The sequence below is a fragment of the Ulvibacter antarcticus genome (genome assembly GCF_003688405.1).
GTDB classification, from domain to species: domain Bacteria; phylum Bacteroidota; class Bacteroidia; order Flavobacteriales; family Flavobacteriaceae; genus Ulvibacter; species Ulvibacter antarcticus.
On record NZ_REFC01000014.1, the window covers coordinates 143034 to 163039 of the forward strand.

Here is a 20006-nt window from a genome sequence, read left to right on the forward strand (position 1 = left end):
AGTTGGAAGTTGGAAGTTGGAAGTTGGAAGCGGGAAGTGGGATGTAGGAAGTTGGAAGTTGGAAGTGGGAAGCTTGAGGCACGATGAAGGAAGTGGGAAGCTTGAAGCACGAAGTAAGAATGTCTTAAATCATGCATCTTATGTCTAACAGCGCAGCGTTCTAACATCTAAGAGCAAAGCGGTCTAACATCTAACAGCGCAGCGATCTCAAATCTCAGTCGGACACGACTTTTTTCTAATTTAAACTGTCCTTCCTCTTTTCACTGTCAGTATTAGTATCGGGAATTTCAGATTTTTTTGCCTCCGCCTTACTTGCAGCAATCAGGCTATCAATCACTTTTTTATCGGATGTCACAATGGTTTCGTTGGTCTCACTATTGTAGTAACTGTAGTTAGTTTCCACTTCGTAACCGTCGTCAAAAATGATCTCGTGTTCCCCTTCAAAATGAAGTTTATTAGCTTCGTCGGTGGTAGTTTTAGATCCGTGTGAGACTATTTTTGTTCTTTTTTTCTCGTTGGCCGTATTGTTATTCTTTTCTTCTTTTATCGCTGCTTGATCTTCCTTGGAATATTCGGTGTCTTCAATTCCTTCAGAAGTGAACATTATATTAGATTCGTTATTGTTTGTTGAATTTTCATCCAGCATTTGAGAAGATTCTGTAGCTTCTTCCGAAGTGATATCGATTGGAGACTCCTTTTGTATGTTCAATTCTTCTTCAGAATCATTTTCCGAAGCATTAAATAATGAAGTGTTTGTTACTGTTAGCGTTGTAAGTAAAAGAATAGTAATCGTGGCAATACTTCCGAAGAACCACCAGAAAAAGAGGCGTTTCTTGCGTTTTGTTTCTGCGTCTAAGGTCTCATTGATCTTTTCCCATACTTCCAGCCTCGGACTCTTACTCTTGTCCTGCAATCTTGCTTCAAAAAGCGCTCCTATGTCTTCCCTATTTTTCATTTTTCCGTGGCTTTTATTTGGCTTGTACTATTTATATCTGTGATTCTGGTTCGCAAAAGCTGTTTTGCTCTATGATAATTGGATTTGGAAGTGCCTTCTGAAATCTGCAACATTGCCGCCACTTCCTTATGTGAAAATCCGTCGAGTTGATACAAGCTAAAGACCAACCGATACTGATCGGGTAATTCCTGAATTAAACCTAATAGCGCATCCAAAGGTAGATCGACCCATTTTGATAGTACCGTGGTATCATCTTCCAGCAGATCATTTTTTATTTCAATAGGGATATGGCGGTTTGCCTTATAACTATCTATGGCTTTGTAAATGGTAATACGTTTCATCCAGCCTTCGAAAGAACCCTTATTTTTATAGGTTTTTATCTTTTGAAAGATGGTAATAAACGCATCGTGCAAATTATCTTCCGCCTCAACTACATTTCTACAATATTTGAGCGATACTAAAAACAAGGCATCTTTATACCTCCTGAATAACTCGCTTTGAGCTTCCCGGTTATTTTTTTTACAGTTTTTTATTAATTCGTTAAGAGTCAATAATTATGATGGTTAAAAATAATTCTCCTTTTTAAAAAGCCCGCACCGCACGTATATGAAATGGGTTGTCTTTGTTTGAATTCAGTTTCCTGCTAGCTGGTATAACTGGGGTGGTTCCGAAGTCATGTACCCAACAATTTAAATGTTGTCCGGTTCCAACTGGAAAAAATTCAGACGAACTTATATAGACCGATCCATACGATTCGTCGAACCCACCAACGACATCCCGATGTAAATATAACTGTTCCAATTCATCTGACGAAGGTAAAAACCAATCGTCATAACCGTTAAGGGATAATGCTGCGCAGATCTTAGCAGCAATATTATCTTGAGAGCAAGCAGCTACAATCGCCGCTGTGTTGTCACTTCCTGAGCCAATAGATGTATCTTGAGAAATAGGAGTTGTGTTGCCTAAGCAACCCCATACGGCATCTTCTTGGTCTTCTTCCGAAGCAATTAAACCATGCATGCTGCTAGCATCCAGATAGAAAATTATACCTCCTTCATGATTGTCACCAATTTCAAAAGTGAGTACCTCTGTGGGAGCATCATCCTCCTTCTTATCACAAGAAAAGGAGATGGAAATCATCATTAAAATTAAAAGTATTCTTTTCATAATTGGGATATTTATTTGCAGTTGATAGCTTCAATAGTAAGGTTGAAAATTACTAAGATTTCCCCACCTTGGGTATATTCAATTCTGGTGAATATAGTTTGCGGATTGGTTATATTGGTATAATTAGAATACGAAATAGCATTAATTCCTTGTTCAGCGTCTGCTTCAGTTTCATAAAAGCTATAGGACAGCGCCGATACCGTGTCGTGATTTTGCGGTACGCCAATGCAATGTATATTTTTTGAAAAGTTAAAGTTGGCGAAGCCGGGGTTGATTTCATCTTCACAACTCGTGATCCCTTCCGAAGAACATACAATCGAACAATTTTTTTGCATTAAAAATTCAGATGAATTATTAGAGATATTGATTTGTTGATCTGTGAGAAGATTTACAACCCAATTGAGATCCCAATCATCTTCTATGTTGGGATTATCGAACAAGTCGATATTCAGAAAAAGATCATCACCAATATATAAAGTGACCCAAGTGCCAAAAGTAATTGTGTTTTGATAGTGAAATTCTACTATGCCCAGGCGATTGATATTAAAATAGGCGCCATCATAAGCAGAAGGCGTCCCCGAAAGATAATTTACTTCCCAAATGCATTCGGTGAGTGTATTGTTACAGCGTCTTCTGTGAGACTCCTTGTTGCATACATCAATAGCCTCTTTTAGCTCTTGATTGTTATTGATGTCGACTAGATTGCCATTATCAAGCGTACCGGCGATTGGATAACTTAGACTAATGGAATAATTTTCATCTAACGTTCCCAGAAAATCACTAAACATAGAATTTCCTGTCATGGGTAAGGCTTCGATAAATTCCAGATTTTCATCAAAAACAAAAAGCGCGAAGGGATAGTTAAACTCGATGCAATCTATGGGCTCATCGGAATCTGTTCCCGAAACCCTGCCTAGAAAATCATAAAGTTCCTCATCAACAATGTCCCTGTTGATATTCATGGTTCCTACAGCTTCGTCGGAGCAAGAATAAAACAGGGACATGATGAGAGACAATAATAAAATGCAATTCTTCTTCATAGCAATCTTTTCTTTATAGTCTGATAAAAGAAAAAAGGTTGCGTATAAACTTAAGAATTGATGATTTTATTTAGACTTGAATATGTAATCTGCTTTAAGGGACTAATGTTGCCTTAATTCAATTAAGATGATATTGATTTCGAGAAGGGCTTTGGTGTATAGACTGTTAAAGGCAGTCATATGTTTTTTAGCATCATTCAACCCTTCATTTTTAATTGTATTGCTTTCAATTTGCTGCAAATGATGCCCTAATAAGGTCATCCCCAGATTCATAAAACTGGATTTCATTTTGTGCGCTAAAGAGCTGGCACGCGAATAGTACTCGCGTTCCATGCAAGAACGTAAGCTCTTGTAATCTTCGGGGGTTTCCTTTATAAATACCTCTAAGAGAGAAATAATAAATTCTTCATCATTATCGAAGGTTTCCAGCAACATGTTGATATCAATAGTGCTGCTCTTAGCACCAACAACATCTTGGCCTGTTGTATTTGAAGGAGTATTTGGATTAAAATCTTCATCCGAAATAAGCCAAAACAATACTTCTTTTACTGCATCTTCGTTTAAAGGCTTAGTTAAATAAAAATCGATTCCTGCTTTTATTGCATTTTTTCGTGCTTCCGGGAAAACATCGGCAGAACAAGCTACAATTGGAATCTTTTTTCTAGAATTTTTATTAGATTTTCGAATAATTGATATTGCTTCAAGACCGTTCATAACAGGCATGTGCATATCCATAAATACAATGTCGTAATCGGTTTTTGAATTTTTGAATATCTCTACGGCTTCCTGCCCATTTTCAGCTATATCAACTTCCACATTGAGCCCATTTAGCAATTGCTTAATGTAGAATTGATTCATCTGATTATCTTCAGCTACAAGTACTCTAAGATTATTTAATTTGAGATCAAGTTCTCCGCTATATTTAACGGTATTTGTAATTTTTTTAAGCTTACTCTTTTTTAACGGAATTGAAAATTCAAAAACAGAACCTACACCAACTTCGCTGCTGGCATCTAAAGTCCCTTCTTGAAGATAAATAAGTTCTTTGGTAATAGCGAGTCCTAGCCCTGTTCCGGTAATCTTTGAATTTTCAGGATTTTCGACCTGATAGAAACTGTCGAATATATTTTCTAGTTTATCTTCGGGGATACCAATTCCAGTATCCTTTACCTGGAAATTAAGCGTAATAGCGCTATCGTCTTCTGCAACTTTTAAGATATTGATAGTAATTTGACCTTCTTGTGTAAATTTAATTGAATTCCCAATAAGATTGGTTAGGATTTGGTTGAGACGGTATTGGTCACCAATAACAATATCAGGGATGTCTTTGTCCATAAATGCCTCCAACTTCAAACCTTTCTCTTTGGCTTTGATCTCAAAACCATTGGCTAAATTTTCAACAACATCTCTAAGGTTAAAATCAATAGCTTGTAGCGTTAATTTTCCGGCTTCAATTTTAGAGAAGTCCAGTATATCGTTTACAATTGAAAGTAAACTTTTGGCAGAGAAATTAATCCCATCTACATTTTTACGTAAGAGGGATTCATTTTTATGATCACTTTTTGTAATGATTTCTGAAAGTCCTAGAATTACATTCAAAGGGGTTCTAATCTCATGACTCATATTTGAGAGAAAGGTAGATTTTGCCTTCGCCATGCGCTCCGCATTGATTTTCGCTTCTCTGACAGATTTTAAGGTGTCTTTTTTATTGGTGATATTTTTTAGAAAAATACTATAGGTGTCTTGAGGTGATGAATAGTTATTTGTAATTGCTATTTCATAGTCGTCTGTTATTCCATTTGATTTCTGGAGTTCAGTTTCAAGTCGGGTACCTATTATGTTCTTCGGAATTGCAGGGTCGGGATTGAAAAGATCCTTTCTCAATTGTATGGCAATTTCTTCTGAAAGTAAGTCAAAAATTGATTTGTTTTTTAGTGCTTCCTTCTGAAGTCCAAAGATCTGAAGCGCATTGCTATTGTTGTCAATTACATTTCCCTCTTGGTTAATGAGAATATAACCATCCAGAATGTATTCAAGAACAGAATTATTATCAATTGCAACGGCTTTCTTCGTATCTATATGTACTTTTATTTCAGGGCTTTCAGAGCCATTTTTAACAGGAATACTTTCTACTTCAAAAAAGCCTTGCGGAATCATTTCTTTCAAAGTATTCTTCGACTCTAATCGATGATAGTTGAAATTAAAATCCTTAAGCGCATTGTAGAAAATAGCATCAGAAAACTCTTTTCCGAAGGAATTAAGAAATTCTACATAAATTTTGTGCAGGTTTTCTTTTAATTTCCTAAAACTGTTTATTTGTCCAACCAAATCTAAATTCTTCAAGATAGGTGGTGTTGAGTTGATCGATCCCAACCAACGGCTTGCCAGTTTATTTGATTTCTCTAATGCCTGAAATGATTGCAGGATATAGCTAATAAAAAAGTGCCCTAGAATAATTTCTTGATTTCTTCCAGTTTCAAAAAGCGGACGAAAAGCCTCCTTTGAAGCTATGTCAGAAAAATTAATGGTGATTTCTTTCCTAAGTGCTACTTTGGAAGTAATACATCGTGGATCATGATAGATTAAATAGTCTTCTATTTCCAGATACAGGTAGATATCAGCTAGATTCGACTTGAAATCTTGTTCAGGAAATTGATATTGTCTTACTTTTTGAGCAAGATCATTAAACTTCTTGCACGAGGATCCCTTATTAATAAAATAATCAAGAATAGAATCACTACCCGAAATAATCAGGTTTGATTTTTCAATTGTAGGTGCGTTTTGTGAGAAAAAACGATTTATAAGTGTACTCATCAGGCTTGGGGCTAGACTTTATGAAGGAATTTTCCTTCAAAAAACGAAGATACAATATTTTTTACATTTTCCTAATTTTCATGTATTTATATCATAAAAAAGCCTCCCTATTGAGGAGGCTTGATCTTTATCAACTAATATTATTTAGTCTCTTTTTCTATCTCTATCGCGATTATCACGTCCACGATTATCGCGTCCACGATTATCTCTTCCACCGCTTCTTTTATCATCGCGTGGTGGTCTTTCTACATAACCTTCCGGTTTTGGTAATAACGCTTTTCTTGAAACTTTATCTTTACGGGTTCTTGAATCCACCCCAAAGTATTTCACATCAAACACATCGCCCATGTTTACAACATCGCTTACGTTTTCAGTTCGTTCCCATGCTAATTCAGAAACGTGCAATAAAACTTCGTTTCCGGGAGCATCCATATATTCAACAACAGCTCCAAAATCTAACATCTTGATTACTTTTACTTCGTATACCGATCCTACTTCTGGCTTAAAGGTAATAGAATCAATCTTCGCTAATACAGCGTCAATTCCTTCTTGTCCTGTTCCTAAGATTTCTACAATTCCTTCTTCAGTCACTGGATCTTCGTTAATAACGATAGTACATCCGGTTTCTTTCTGAAGTTCCTGTATCACTTTTCCTCCTGGTCCAATTAACGCACCTATGAAATCGTTAGGAATACGTACAGTTACCATTTTTGGAGCGTAGTCTTTTACGTCCGCTCTTGGAGCTGCAATCGCATCTGTCAATTTTCCAAGAATGTGCAAACGACCATCTCTTGCTTGGTTTAATGCAGCTACTAGAATCTCGTAGCGTAATCCTTTTACTTTAATGTCCATTTGGCACGCGGTAATACCGTCTGCTGTTCCAGTTACTTTAAAGTCCATATCTCCTAAATAATCTTCATCACCAAGAATATCAGACAATACTGCAAACTTTCCAGTAGCCCCATCAGATATAAGTCCCATTGCGATACCAGAAACTGGCTTCTTCATTTGGATACCTGCATCCATCAATGCCATAGTAGCAGCACAAACTGTTGCCATAGAAGAAGAACCGTTAGATTCTAATACTTCACTAACTACACGTACTGTATAAGGACAATCGTCTGGTACCATTCCTTTAAGACCACGTTGTGCCAAGTTACCGTGACCAACTTCTCTACGAGAGGTTCCACGAATAGGTCTTGCTTCACCTGTACAGAAAGGAGGGAAGTTATAATGAAGGTAGAAGTTCTCTTCTCCTTCAAATGATGGCATATCTATTTTATTAGCATCTCTAGAAGTTCCCAGAGTTACTGTTGCCAGTGCTTGAGTTTCCCCACGCGTAAATACAGCAGAACCGTGAACCGATGGTAAGTAATCTACCTCACACCAGATATCACGTACTTCGTCTGTCTTACGACCGTCTAGACGTAAGCCTTCATTAACCGTTAGGTCACGAACAGCAGCTTTTTCAGCTTTACGGTAATAGTCTGAGACTAAACCGCCATATTCTTCTAATTCTTCTTCAGAGAACGATGCTTTTACTTCTTCTTTGATGTTGGCAAATGCCAAAGTGCGTTCTTGTTTAGTAGATCCAGCTTTTGCAACTGCATATACTTTATCATACGCCATGTCGTGTACTTTCTTCACTAACTCCTCATTATCAGGAGCTTCTTCGTACTCACGTACTTCTTTTCTTCCAAAGGCGTCAGCCAAACGGTGTTGTGCATCAATTTGAAGTTTAATCGCTTCGTGAGCAAACTTAATTGCTTCTATCATTTCTTCTTCAGAAATCTCGTCCATCTCACCTTCTACCATCATTACAGAATCTGCAGAAGCACCAATCATCATATCGATGTCAGATTCTTCAAGCTGTGCTCTAGTTGGATTGATTACAAACTCACCATTTACACGTCCTACTCTCGCTTCAGAGATAGCACATTCAAATGGGAAATCTGATAATTGGATTGCTGCAGAAGCGGCAAGACCTGCCATAGCATCTGGCATTACATCTTCATCATGAGACATTAACTGAATCATTACCTGCGTTTCTGCGCTGTAATTTTTCGGGAATAATGGACGTAATACACGATCCACTAAACGCATCGTTAATACTTCGCCATCACTTGGCCTTGCTTCTCTTTTAAAGAATCCACCTGGGTAACGACCAGCTGCGGCAAATTTTTCACGGTAGTCTACCGTTAAAGGTAAGAATGGTAGATCTTTTTGCTCGTAGTTAGAAACTACTGTACAAAGCATCATACATTTTCCTGATTGAACAACAACAGACCCGTGGGCTTGTTTTGCTAGTTTTCCGGTTTCGATAGAGATCTCTCTACCATCACCAAGGTCAATGACCTCTCTAAATACTTTAGGTATCATTATTTTGTTTTTCTTTAGTACTCCGAAGCTCTTGCCTTTTCAGCATAAGCGGAGGTGTACATTAATAAATTGGTCAACGGCTGGTTGTCAGCCGCAGTGTTGTTGTGTTGTTGTGGTTGACCAATGAAAAACCTAAGGGTAGCTTTTCTATGTGATAAACTAACAGTTTTCAAAATTCGACCCAAAGGGTGAAAATTATCAGTTTATATATTTTGTTTGAAGAACTATTGAATATGGGTCATGAAAAAGCTCTTCAGCTTAAAAAAAATAAAGGGGGCTCATACAAGCCCCCTTTTATAAATTACTTACGTAAGTTTAATTCTTTTACGATGGCACGATATCTTGTGATATCTTTCTTTATTAGATAATCTAGTAAAGAACGACGCTTACCTACCAACATTACCAAAGAACGCTCTGTGTTGTAATCTTTGTGATTTGCTTTAAGGTGCTTTGTTAAATGTTCGATACGATACGTGAACAATGCAATTTGTCCCTCTGCAGAACCGGTATCAGACTTTGATTTTCCGTGTTTTACAAAGATTTTTTCTTTTTCTTCTGGTGCTAAATACATGCGAATATTACTTAAATGATTTTTATGTACCGACTACCACTTTGGTAATCAAGGCGCAAAAGTACAAAATCTATTTAATATAGTACGAGATGATCTTGGTAATTTTTTCTGTAGTATACTGAAATAGAATAATTAGCGTTTTCATATTTATAACAATCTAACAAATAAACAATTACTTATGAAATTCATTGAAAAAAGAATTCGGCTATTGCTTTTAATGACTATGACTATATTTTTCGTCGGTTGTGTGGAAAAAGATGATGCGCCTCAAGAAGAAATAAATTACTCGGCAGAGGAAACAAAACAGGCTGCTCGAACAGATAATGTTGCCGAGGGAACCTTCGATATCATGGAGGCAGGTTTTGACGAAAACACCACAACTCCATTAAACCTTGTTTCATTATTCCCAAATTGCACTACCATTACGGTTACTACAAATGGAAATGGTGGAACCATTGTCTTAGATTTTGGTGATGGTTGTCAGTTAAATAATGGCGCTGTAGTTTCAGGTATTATTCGTTTAGAATATAGTCCAATCTTATCAGGTAGTAGAACGATTACTTATACATTCGAAGACTATGTCTATAACAATAATGGAGTGACTGGTGGAGGAGAGATATTACGACAGATTGCTAATTCGAATGGAAACCCTCAATCGACTGTAGTTGAAACAATAACTGTTAGCTTTCCAAACACAACTGTCACTGCAACTAGAGATGGTACAAGAACCATAGAATGGACTGAAGGTGTTGGAACTGGGACATGGATTGATAATGTTTATGAAATCACCGGAAATTGGAATACCTTGTTTTCTAACGGTTTTCTACGAACTGGTGAGGTTACCGAAACCTTGGTTAGAAAACTCGATTGTCTCTATTTAGTAAGTGGAGTGTTGGAAATTCAACAAGAAGGATTTACAGGTGCAATTGATTGGGGTAATGGTGAATGCGATGACATGGCGACCTTAACGATAAACGGTTATGACTTTCCTATTGTTCTGGGGAATTAGTACGAATCAATCAAACAACAAAAAAAATCCATCGGTCAAAAACTGATGGATTTTTTTAATGGAACAACTTTATGCCGTTTTTTCTCTCAATGGACGATTGAGCACCAAGTCAAGATATAGATTGATTTTTCGTTTAAGATTTTTCCTATGCGTTATAAAATCCAGGAAACCGTGTTCCAATAAAAATTCGGCCGTTTGGAAACCTTCCGGTAATTCTTTTCCAGTGGTATCTCTTACTACACGCGGTCCCGCGAAACCGATCAATGCACCCGGTTCACTTATATTTATATCTCCCAACATAGCAAAAGAAGCTGTTGTTCCGCCAGTTGTTGGATCGGTAGCTAAGGAAATATACGGGATGCCAGCATCTGACAATTGTGCTAATTTTGCACTTGTCTTAGCGAGTTGCATTAAAGACAGTGCGGCCTCCATCATACGAGCACCACCACTTTTGGAGATAATTACCAATGGTATTTTTTTCTTAAGTGAGTAGTCTGCAGCACGTGCAATTTTTTCACCTACCACACTTCCCATGGATCCGCCAATAAAGCTAAAATCCATACATGCAATGACAATATTTTCACCCATGGATTTTCCAACAGCACAACGAACAGCATCCTTTAAACCGGTTTTTTCGGTAGCTTCTTTTAAGCGATCTACATATTTTTTATTGTCTTCAAATTTTAAAGGATCTTTAGAACTTAGATTTTTATCTAGTTCTTTAAATTTGTTGTCATCAAAGAGTATCTCAAAATATTCTTTACTTCCAATACGTACATGATATCCGTCTTCCGGACTTACATAGAAGTTTTTTTCAAGCTGTTCAGAATCTACTACTTTTCCAGTAGGAGATTTATACCACAATCCTTTTGGGACATCTTTTTTATCTTCGGTAGGAGTTTGAATTCCTTTTTTTGTTCTTTTAAACCAAGGCATATTTTTACTTATGAATTATGAATTCAAACCCGTCTGCCGATAAGCAGGGTTTTGAATTCTGGTTGTTTTATCGCCGATAATATTTTCAATGATAATACCGAATTCGTAATTCTAAATTCTAGATTACTAAAGTGTATTTACATTATTAAGGTCTTTAAAGGCCTTTTCTAAGCGTTTCTTAAAAGTTAATTCGCCTTCGCGTAACCACTTTCTTGGGTCATAATACTTTTTATTTGGTAGTTCGCCCCCTTCCGGGTTACCAATTTGAGTTTTTAAATAGTCTACTTTATTTACCACATAATCACGAATTCCTTCAGTAAATGCAAATTGCAGATCAGTATCAATATTCATTTTAATCACTCCATATCCAATGGCCTCGCGAATTTCTTCAACGGTAGATCCGCTTCCGCCGTGAAAAACAAAATCTATTGGATTGTGTCCCGTATTGTATTTTTTCTGAACGTACTCTTGCGAATTTTTCAGAATAACAGGCGTTAATTTCACATTTCCGGGTTTGTATACTCCGTGAACATTTCCGAAGGCAGCAGCAATCGTAAACTGGTCACTTATCTTAGAAAGTTCCTCGTATGCATAGGCAACTTCCTCTGGCTGAGTATACAATTTTGACGAATCAACATCTGTATTATCCACACCATCTTCTTCACCTCCAGTGATTCCCAATTCGATCTCGAGCGTCATTCCAATTTTGCTCATTCTTTCGAGATACTTTTTACAGATCTCAATATTTTCTTTAATAGGCTCTTCGGAAAGATCTATCATGTGAGAACTATATAAAGGTTTTCCGGTCTCTTTGAAATGCTTTTCTCCTGCATCTAATAATCCGTCTATCCAAGGCAGTAATTTTTTGGCACAATGGTCTGTATGAAGAATAACAGTCGCGCCATATACTTCGGCTAATTGATGTACATGTTTGGCACCAGCGATTCCTCCTGCGATTGCGGCTCTTTCGTTTTCATTCGAGAGTCCTTTTCCGGCATTGAAATGTGCCCCGCCATTAGAGAATTGGATGATAACAGGTGCGTTTAAAGCAGCTGCCGTTTCCATAACAGCATTCACAGTATTATTTCCTGTAACATTTACTGCAGGCATGGCAAATCCCTTGTCCTTTGCATATCGATGTATTTTCTGAATTTCTTTTCCGGTAGCTACTCCAGGCTTTATTGTATGACTCATATGTAAGGTATGTTTGTTAAGTCAGATTTTACAAAGGTTTCAATGGTGCCGAAACCATAGTAAAAAGGCTTTATATTGATATAGTTTTAAGCAACAAAACAATTCAAGATTCAATACATTAAATTGTAATGTGACTGCAAAAATAACAAATTTAAACGGTTTAAAAGGGATAGTTGATTCCTATGTTATACACCGCATTTGAGAAATTATATTGCTTAAACCAGCGTTCACCTTCTGCTAAGGCAGGATTGTAGGTTTTAAATCCTACATCGAACCTAAATACAAAAAATCCAAAGTCATATCTAAGTCCTAAACCTGAAGCCAAGGCCATTTCCTGAAGATCGGCCAAACCGTTAAATTTAGAAGCCTCGTCATCAATATTATCCATGACATTCCAAATGTTTCCTGCATCGAGGAAGAATGCACCTTTAAAATCGCCTAAAATTGTAAATCTATATTCGGCGTTTAACGCAATTTTGAAATTAGCTTCATTAAACTCATCAATACTACCGCTACTTCCGGGACCAAGGTCGTAGGCGCGCCAACCTCTATTGTCATTGGCACCTCCGGCGAAATAGCTTCTAGTAAATGGAATGCTGGTGCTATTTCCATATGGAATGGCGATACCGCCAAATGCTCGGATCGCAAAAATGTTTTTGTCATTGAGTTCCCAGTGTTTAATATAATCACCTTCAAACTTTACGTATTGAGAAAAGGCAACACCAAGAGTTTCATAATTGTTATTGTTGTTTTTCTTTAAACCGGCAATATTTGAAATTCCTGCGAGTAAATTCCCGGCACTCTCTATTTTCCATCGAAATCGTGAAAAACTATTATCGAATATATTGTCTCTCGTATCCCGTGTCCAAGTGTAATTTGAAGCGAAAATTAAATTGTCTTCGGTAAGTCTTGTTTTACGTTCCGAGAGGTTGCTAACAAGGACAAAGTTATCTGAACCTGACATTGCTCCGGTCACAGAATCGCCAATGACATCCGCTATAAAACTATTGGCACCTTCCGGAATTGTGAGTCGGAGGTCATTATTAGCATCTAACTGGTAATAATTCGGATTTACACTACCCGGAGAAGCTGCTTCAAGATCTTGGGCAACTGCGTTTAACTGATCAAAAGAATTTTGATATACATTAAAATAATTCCCGGTATTTAGATTTCTTACATACTGCACATTCATAAGATCCACATTATTGGTCCTGATCTTTGATGGCTTCCATCGATAACTAAAGATAGCGTTGATATTTTGGCGATCCAGACCAATGTTGTTTTGTGCGTTGGCACCCAAACTCATAATAGTAGAAGGTGACATATATTTTGGGATTAATTTGGAAGTGTTAAAGGGAAACACGATCCTGGGAAAAGACAGTTTTATATCACCTCCAATATCAGATATATTAAAAAAGCTTTCGTTATCGCCCGCATCTTTCGAAGATCCAATACTTCCACGACCAGAAATTTCAAGGATCTCAGCTCTTCTAAAAATGTTTCTAAGAATCAACGACCCCCTAAATCCAATACCCAATTGTTGAATAGTAGAAGTGTAAGTGTCAAAATCGGCTTCAAAGGTTGCCTTTTTTCTAGGGTTTAGTAAAATGGTAGCGATCAAGTCTGTACCTGTGGAATCCCGCGGATCTTCCTGATAACTTATGTTGGGATACTTAAAAATACGAAGATTACTTATCTGACTATAAGTGAGCGTTCTGTCAATATCCTTAAAAATATTATTAGGAGTTATCGTTATAGCATTGGTAATAGCTTTTGGTTTGAATCTTAACTTATCATAGCTAAAGAGTGTATATCCATTATAGGTGGCCGAGTCTGTATATTTTTTATCTCTATTGGCAAATGAATAGTCGGTTACAATTCGCACATCACTTATTTTATGCACTTTAAATGGGGTAGTGGAGGTAGAGTCTCCTTCTGTCAATTTTCGGTTTGGGATTAAATAGGTTACGTTTACCATGTGACCGGTGTTCACGGTGTCTGCTTCAAATCCAATATAATCTTGATCGAAGTGATAAAGTCCCGAATTGCGAAAAAGGATAGTGAGTCGGTCTCTTTCATTATTAAAATCGGCGGCAGCATATTGCTTTCCCGGTTTGATAAAAGTGTTTTTTTTGCTGGCTTGAAACAAGGAATCAACCACTGGTGATCCTATTTTTTCCTGAATGGAATCTACAAAATAAGGTCTGAAGCGCTTTATTTGATAACTCACCGCTGCCCGTTTCTTTTTTGAAGAATCAACGCGCACACCAAAATCACCTTCGGTATTGAACCAACCCCGTTTGGCATACCATTGTTTAATTCGTTCTAAAGACTTCTTCGTTCTTGCATCGTCGATTACCACCGGAGCATCTCCCGATTTTTCAAGCCATTTGTTTAAACCTATGTAGCTATTTCCCATTTCGACAACTTGCTTTTCTGAAAGAAAACGAATAAGTCTATCTTCTCTCTTCGGATTTCGATGAAGCCAATTGAGAAAGGTGCTATCCGGATCAGGATCGGCAAGATTATATATATGAAGCCCTAACGGAATGCTTACTAAAGGAATCTTCGGATTGGGTTTTTGGTATAATTGACTAAATACTCCTGCATCCTTTATTTCCGCTCCATCTACCACGATAGTGTTGTTGGTTAATAAAAACCTCGATTCTGGCACTCTTTTTACCGCGTTGCAAGAAGCCAGTAGGGTGATTATTCCTAAAATAAATGATATTTTTGTGAGGTTTTGGATCAAGAATATGCTTTTAATCAGTTCAAAAATACTATATTTTGGTTAGCAAAAGTCAAATAAAACTAATAACAAGTTTACAGCAAAAAAAGTATCGCGATACCAACGGACTTTTTATTGCTGAAGGTCAAAAGCTTATAACAGAACTGATGGAAGAAGGACTGAATTTACATTCGGTTTTTGGAACTTCTTCTTTTATGGATGCTTCGGAAAAGTTTTCGATGGTGACGGAAAGGGAACTTCAGAAATTAAGTGCGTTAAAGAAGGCAAACGGTTTGTTGGCAGTTTTTGAAATTCCGAAACCTAGGGCTACTACTTCTGAAGGTTTGATACTAGCGTTAGATGCTATTCGCGACCCGGGGAATTTAGGAACCATTATTCGGCTCTGCGACTGGTTTGGAGTAGAACAATTGGTTTGTTCTAAGGATACTGCAGACTGTTATAATCCAAAGGTGGTGCAGGCAAGTATGGGGTCTATTGCCAGAGTGCATATTCAATACACAGATCTTTCAGAATATATTAAAAACATGCAGTTACCGGTTTATGGTGGTGTTTTAAATGGAAATAATATTTATTCCGAAGAAACTCCAGAAAATGCAATTGTAATTATGGGTAATGAAGCCAATGGAATATCTGATGAGCTTATCGCACTTCTTTCACATAAGATTACCATTCCGCAGTTTGGCAAAGTACAAAAGACTGAAAGCCTTAATGTGGCTACCGCTACTGCAATATTATTAAGCGAATTCCGAAGATAATTTATTGAAAAGTAAAGTTTACAAAAACTCCCCGACTGGACATTTTTGAAATATTACTGGTCCACGGACTGTTTGGGTCAGCGTCTTGTACTAATTCATCGCTCGTAGCGAATACTCCTCGAATAGATGGTGTAAATTTAAAGTAATACAAATAAAAATCAACACCTAGACCAAGCTCGTAATAGCTGGTGTTATTAGTTGTTCTAAATTCCCCCTGTTTATTATCGTCCGGGTTGTTTTCGTTACTGGAAAGGTTGATGGAAGTCGAGATTCCTCCCACAATAAAAGGTTTAATATTGTTCAGTCGTTTGGTTGAAATCTTGAGCAACAATGGGATATGTATATAAGTCGATTTTACATCCCTTAATCGATCTTTATCGTCTTCAAAATTGGTGAACATTAAATTTCGTTGCGTGAAGTAGAGTCCAGGTTCCAGGCGTAAATTGATATATTTATTAATACGCATATCACCTACAAGACCAACGTTAAATCCTGACTGGGATTCGACATTTACGTCAGTTTGTTCATTTTCCTTCTCTTCAATATAATCGAAGTTAAAATCATAATTATTGAAACCTAGAAAGTAACCCCATGTAAGAAAACGGTTATCAAAAGTTTCCAAATTGGCCAGTCGTTCTTTGCTAAATAATTGAGCCTCCGCATGTTGCGAAAGCAAGAGGGCTGCCAGTACAAAAAGTAATTTCTTCATATTTATTTAGTCGCGGTGTAAATCGTCGCAACACCAAAGGTTTGAGGTTTATTTTCCACTTCATTAAACCCAATTTTTCTCAAAATATTGTTGAGTTTTTCACCATAAGGAAAAATAGAAGCACTTTCGCATAAATAGCTATAAGCAACCTTGTCTTTAGAGAAGACCTTCCCAATTAGTGGTAATATCTGTTTAGTGTAAAAGTAATAACCTTGTTTGAAAGGTGTTTTTGTAGGTACTGAAGTTTCAAGTATTACAAATAATCCGCCGGGTTTTAGAACTCTTTTTATTTCTGAAAGGCCTTTTTCAAGATCTTCAAAATTTCGAATTCCAAAAGAAACGGTAATAGCATCGAAACTATTTTCTTTAAAAGGCAATGCTTCAGAATCACCTTGTATAAATTCAATCTTATTTGCTAGTTTGGTATCTGCTACCTTCTTTTTAGCTACCGAAAGCATTCCTTCAGAAAGATCAAGACCTACAATTCTGGATGCCGAAGAGTTAGTAGCGAACTTAATTGCCAGATCTCCCGTTCCTGTTGCAATGTCTAAAATGCTTTCTGGATTTGTAGCGGCCACCATCTTAATAACCTTCTTGCGCCATTTAATATCGGAGCCAAGAGATATTACACGATTAAGGCCGTCGTAATTTCCGGAAATGGTATCGAACATCTGCTCTACCTGTTTCTTTTTGTTCAGGGAGGAGTCTTTATAAGGTGTGACTTTTTTTTCCATAAATTTAGCGGATGCAAAGCTACATATTTTTTGCTAGTGAATTGAGGATTAGAATTAAAATAGATTAATGTATGATGCAATGACAATATATTTTAAATTCGATACCTTTGCCCTACATTTTTCGTAACTACTTATATGAAAATTATTATTGCCGGAGCTGGTGAGGTAGGATTTCATCTTGCAAAGCTCCTTTCGTTTGAATCTCAGGATATCACTTTAATTGATACTAACAGGGAATCCCTTGCTCATGCAGATTCACATTTGGACATACGGGTTGTTAGAGGTGATGCTACATCCATTTCGGTTTTAAAAGACTCGAAAGTTGATGGGACTGATCTTGTAGTAGCCGTTACCTCCAGCGAAACAACCAATATTACGGTTTGTGTTTTGGCAAAACAACTTGGTGCCAAAAGAACCGTTGCACGTATTTCAAATACTGAATTTATCGACAAAAAAGAGGAGGTAGGTTTTACTAAATTTGGAATCGATGAATTGATCTCTCCAGAATCGCTTGCCGCTGATGAAATAGAATTATTGTTGAGTCAGAGTGCTTTCAATGAATCCTATCAATTTGAAAATGGTGCCCTTACCATGATTGGCCTTGTGCTTTCTCGTACAGCTTCCTTTGTAGGACGTACGGTGAAAGAAGTAGGAATCGCATTTCCAGAGGTAAATTGTGTTCCTATTGCTATTCAACGCTTTGGAACCCAATATACATTAATACCAAGGGGTGATACCCAATTTAAAGAAGGAGATCAGGTGTATTTTGTGACGACACCAAATGGAGTAGATGAAATTTATAAGCTCACAGGTAAAGCTCATGAGGACATCCGAAATGTGATGATTCTTGGTGGAAGCAAAATTGGTTATAAAACGGCCAAAGATCTTTGCGGAGAAAAGTATAATGTGAAACTCATTGAGAGCAATAAAGAAAAAGCATTTGAATTAGCAGATGATATCCCAAGCTGTTTAGTGATCAACGGAGATGGAAGAAATGTGGAGTTGCTGAAGGAAGAATCTATAAGTGATATGGATGCCTTTATCGCAGTTACGGGTAATAGCGAGACAAATATCATGTCCTGTCTGGTGGCTAAGTCAAAAGGGGTACGTAAGACTATAGCACTGGTAGAGAATATGGATTATTTTCAGTTATCGCATTCTATTGGAATTGATACTTTGATTAATAAAAAGTTACTTGCAGCGAATAATATTTTTAGATACGTTCGAAAAGGAGAGGTCGTTGCTATGACCAAGCTGAATAACATGAATGCCGAATTGCTTGAATTTATTGTGTCTCCATCTTCGAGAGTATGTAATAAGCTGGTAAAAGATCTCGACTTTCCAAGATCGGCTATTATTGGAGGGGTAATTCGAAATAACGAAGGTTTAATCGCTTTAGGAGATTTCGTTATCCGAGCCGGAGATCGTATCGTTGTATGTTGTCTTCCACAATCTATTAGTAAAGTCGAAAAACTTTTCGTCTAATGCGAGCCCTGTCCAAGCTTAATATAAAAATCATTTTTCATTTAATGGGGCTGCTACTGGTAGTGAATGGTGGTTTTATTCTCATCGCTGCATTAGTCAGTTATTTGTATGCAGATGGTGTTGTCATGGAAATGTTTCTAGCAGGAATTGTTGGATCTATGATAGGAGGAGTAATCATGTTTCTTACTAAAAATCACAGAAAGGAAATTGAGAAACGAGAAGGATATATGATCGTAACCTTTGGCTGGATATTTATGTCATTGGTGGGTACACTTCCATATATTTTTACAGGAGCTATCCCTAGTTTTACAAATGCATTTTTTGAAACTATGAGTGGATATACCACGACCGGGGCAAGTATTTTAAGTGACATTGAAAGTATTCCAAAAGGAGTTTTATTTTGGAGAAGTATCACACATTGGATAGGAGGAATGGGAATTATAGTACTCGCTATCGCCATTTTGCCATTATTAGGAATAGGAGGGATGCAATTATTTGCTGCTGAAGCACCTGGACCGGGAGGAGATAAATTACACCCTAGAATTACCGACACTGCAAAGCGATTATGGTTAATTTATGTAGGGTATACAATAGCCGAAACGATCTTATTAAAGATCGCCGGAATGAGCTTTTTTGATGCGATCAATCACTCTCTAAGTACATTGAGTACGGGTGGTTTTTCTACCAAGAATGCTAGTATGGCTTATTGGAATGACCAGCCTATTATCCAATATATTGTGATTGTTTTTATGTTCCTTGCCGGGACTAATTTTGTATTGAGTTATTTTGCTTTCAAGGGCAAATTCAGTAAGATATTTAACGATGAAGAGTTTAAAGCGTATTCGTTTTTCATCTTTCTTTTCACAGCGATAGCGGCCTTGCTTATTTATTTCAGGGCCGATGTTTCCATTTCATCAATAGCACATCCAATGGTATGGGGAGAGTTTGAAAGTGCTTTTCGCCATGGATTGTTTCAAGTGTTAGCAATTGTTACAACCACTGGTTTTGTGTCGGCAGATTATACATTATGGACCCCATTTTTAACTATTTTCTTTTTTGGTTTAATGTTTTTGGGAGGTTCAGCAGGTTCTACATCAGGTGGAATTAAAGTGATGCGGCATTTAATAATGATTCGAAACGGGCTACTTGAATTTAAACGAACTTTGCATCCACATGCTATATTACCGGCACGCTATAACAAAAAAGCTGTTCCACAACCTATTGTTTTTAATATCCTGGGATTCTTTATACTGTATATGCTCTCATTTATCATTGGAACGTTAGTGTTTTCGTGGCTCGGACTTGATTTCGAAACTGCATTAGGAGGAGCCGCATCAACGCTTGGAAACGTGGGACCAGCACTTGGTGATCTGGGACCTGTTGAGAATTACGGTAATCTTCCGGCGGCTGCCAAATGGTGGGCGTCATTCTTAATGCTAATTGGTCGTTTGGAACTTTTTACTGTATTGATTCTTTTTACTCCATTTTTCTGGAGGAACAGATAGAAAA

The 20006-nt window shown here is 37.2% G+C and carries 17 protein-coding genes; 5 read left to right on the top strand and 12 right to left on the bottom strand.

Annotated elements, in window-relative coordinates; all coding sequences use genetic code 11:
* Positions 1 to 16 precede the first annotated feature (16 nt).
* The gene (locus tag BXY75_RS17330) at positions 17 to 148 is read left to right on the top strand and encodes a hypothetical protein (protein WP_262697292.1); all 132 of its coding nucleotides are present in this window, start codon (positions 17 to 19) and stop codon (positions 146 to 148) included.
* 87 nt (positions 149 to 235) lie between these two features.
* Here BXY75_RS17330 and BXY75_RS12370 read toward each other — a convergent pair whose 3' ends face one another.
* The 7 genes from BXY75_RS12370 to rpsO form a co-directional block, all read right to left on the bottom strand.
* Positions 236 to 955: a hypothetical protein gene (locus tag BXY75_RS12370; protein ID WP_121908075.1), complete on the bottom strand. Its 720-nt coding sequence runs from the start codon at positions 953 to 955 to the stop codon at positions 236 to 238.
* Positions 952 to 1506 (bottom strand): RNA polymerase sigma factor, encoded by a 555-nt coding sequence (locus tag BXY75_RS12375; protein ID WP_121908076.1) that lies wholly within the window; start codon positions 1504 to 1506, stop codon positions 952 to 954. The genes BXY75_RS12370 and BXY75_RS12375 overlap by 4 nt, the downstream gene beginning before the upstream one ends.
* Before the next feature lie 31 nt (positions 1507 to 1537).
* Positions 1538 to 2122, bottom strand: coding sequence for a DUF1566 domain-containing protein (locus tag BXY75_RS12380; RefSeq protein WP_121908077.1), 585 nt, complete (start codon positions 2120 to 2122; stop codon positions 1538 to 1540).
* An 11-nt stretch (positions 2123 to 2133) separates the two neighbouring features.
* Positions 2134 to 3162, bottom strand: coding sequence for a hypothetical protein (locus BXY75_RS12385; protein WP_147437279.1), 1029 nt, complete (start codon positions 3160 to 3162; stop codon positions 2134 to 2136).
* A 102-nt stretch (positions 3163 to 3264) separates the two neighbouring features.
* Positions 3265 to 5976 carry an ATP-binding protein gene (locus tag BXY75_RS12390; RefSeq protein WP_121908079.1) on the bottom strand — a complete coding sequence of 904 codons (2712 nt, stop codon included), beginning with the start codon at positions 5974 to 5976 and terminating at the stop codon, positions 3265 to 3267.
* 144 nt (positions 5977 to 6120) lie between these two features.
* Complete coding sequence (locus tag BXY75_RS12395; RefSeq protein ID WP_121908080.1) at positions 6121 to 8355, bottom strand: polyribonucleotide nucleotidyltransferase; 2235 nt, start codon at positions 8353 to 8355, stop codon at positions 6121 to 6123.
* Positions 8356 to 8656: 301 nt separating this feature from the next.
* Entirely contained in the window at positions 8657 to 8926 is a 270-nt protein-coding gene (gene rpsO / locus BXY75_RS12400) for a 30S ribosomal protein S15 (protein WP_121908081.1), read from the bottom strand.
* A 178-nt stretch (positions 8927 to 9104) separates the two neighbouring features.
* Between rpsO and BXY75_RS12405 the strand changes: the two genes are divergently transcribed.
* Positions 9105 to 9935, top strand: a complete 831-nt coding sequence (locus BXY75_RS12405; protein ID WP_121908082.1) for a hypothetical protein — start codon at positions 9105 to 9107, stop codon at positions 9933 to 9935.
* A 69-nt stretch (positions 9936 to 10004) separates the two neighbouring features.
* Here the strand turns inward: BXY75_RS12405 and accD are convergent, their stop codons facing one another.
* The 3 genes from accD to tamL all read right to left on the bottom strand — a co-directional run bounded on the left by accD (position 10005) and on the right by tamL (position 14817).
* Entirely contained in the window at positions 10005 to 10871 is an 867-nt protein-coding gene (gene accD, locus BXY75_RS12410) for an acetyl-CoA carboxylase, carboxyltransferase subunit beta (protein WP_121908083.1), read from the bottom strand.
* A gap of 126 nt (positions 10872 to 10997) precedes the next feature.
* Entirely contained in the window at positions 10998 to 12065 is a 1068-nt protein-coding gene (gene fbaA / locus BXY75_RS12415) for a class II fructose-bisphosphate aldolase (protein WP_121908084.1), read from the bottom strand.
* 160 nt (positions 12066 to 12225) lie between these two features.
* Entirely contained in the window at positions 12226 to 14817 is a 2592-nt protein-coding gene (tamL, locus tag BXY75_RS12420) for a translocation and assembly module lipoprotein TamL (protein ID WP_121908085.1), read from the bottom strand.
* Between the two features lie 35 nt (positions 14818 to 14852).
* Between tamL and BXY75_RS12425 the strand changes: the two genes are divergently transcribed.
* Entirely contained in the window at positions 14853 to 15569 is a 717-nt protein-coding gene (locus BXY75_RS12425) for a TrmH family RNA methyltransferase (protein ID WP_211331822.1), read from the top strand.
* Position 15570: 1 nt separating this feature from the next.
* On the opposite strand, the gene porT is transcribed toward BXY75_RS12425, so the two are convergent.
* Both porT and ubiE read right to left on the bottom strand, forming a co-directional pair.
* The gene (gene porT, locus BXY75_RS12430; protein ID WP_121908087.1) at positions 15571 to 16278 is read right to left on the bottom strand and encodes a type IX secretion/gliding motility protein PorT/SprT; all 708 of its coding nucleotides are present in this window, start codon (positions 16276 to 16278) and stop codon (positions 15571 to 15573) included.
* 2 nt (positions 16279 to 16280) lie between these two features.
* On the bottom strand, positions 16281 to 17012 hold the full coding sequence (gene ubiE / locus BXY75_RS12435; protein WP_121908088.1) for a bifunctional demethylmenaquinone methyltransferase/2-methoxy-6-polyprenyl-1,4-benzoquinol methylase UbiE: 732 nt from the start codon (positions 17010 to 17012) through the stop codon (positions 16281 to 16283).
* Positions 17013 to 17147: 135 nt separating this feature from the next.
* Here ubiE and trkA point away from each other — a divergent pair, with 135 nt between their 5' ends.
* Both trkA and BXY75_RS12445 read left to right on the top strand, forming a co-directional pair.
* Positions 17148 to 18497, top strand: a complete 1350-nt coding sequence (trkA, locus tag BXY75_RS12440; RefSeq protein WP_121908089.1) for a Trk system potassium transporter TrkA — start codon at positions 17148 to 17150, stop codon at positions 18495 to 18497.
* Complete coding sequence (locus BXY75_RS12445) at positions 18497 to 20002, top strand: TrkH family potassium uptake protein (protein WP_121908090.1); 1506 nt, start codon at positions 18497 to 18499, stop codon at positions 20000 to 20002. The genes trkA and BXY75_RS12445 overlap by 1 nt, the downstream gene beginning before the upstream one ends.
* Positions 20003 to 20006 lie beyond the last annotated feature (4 nt).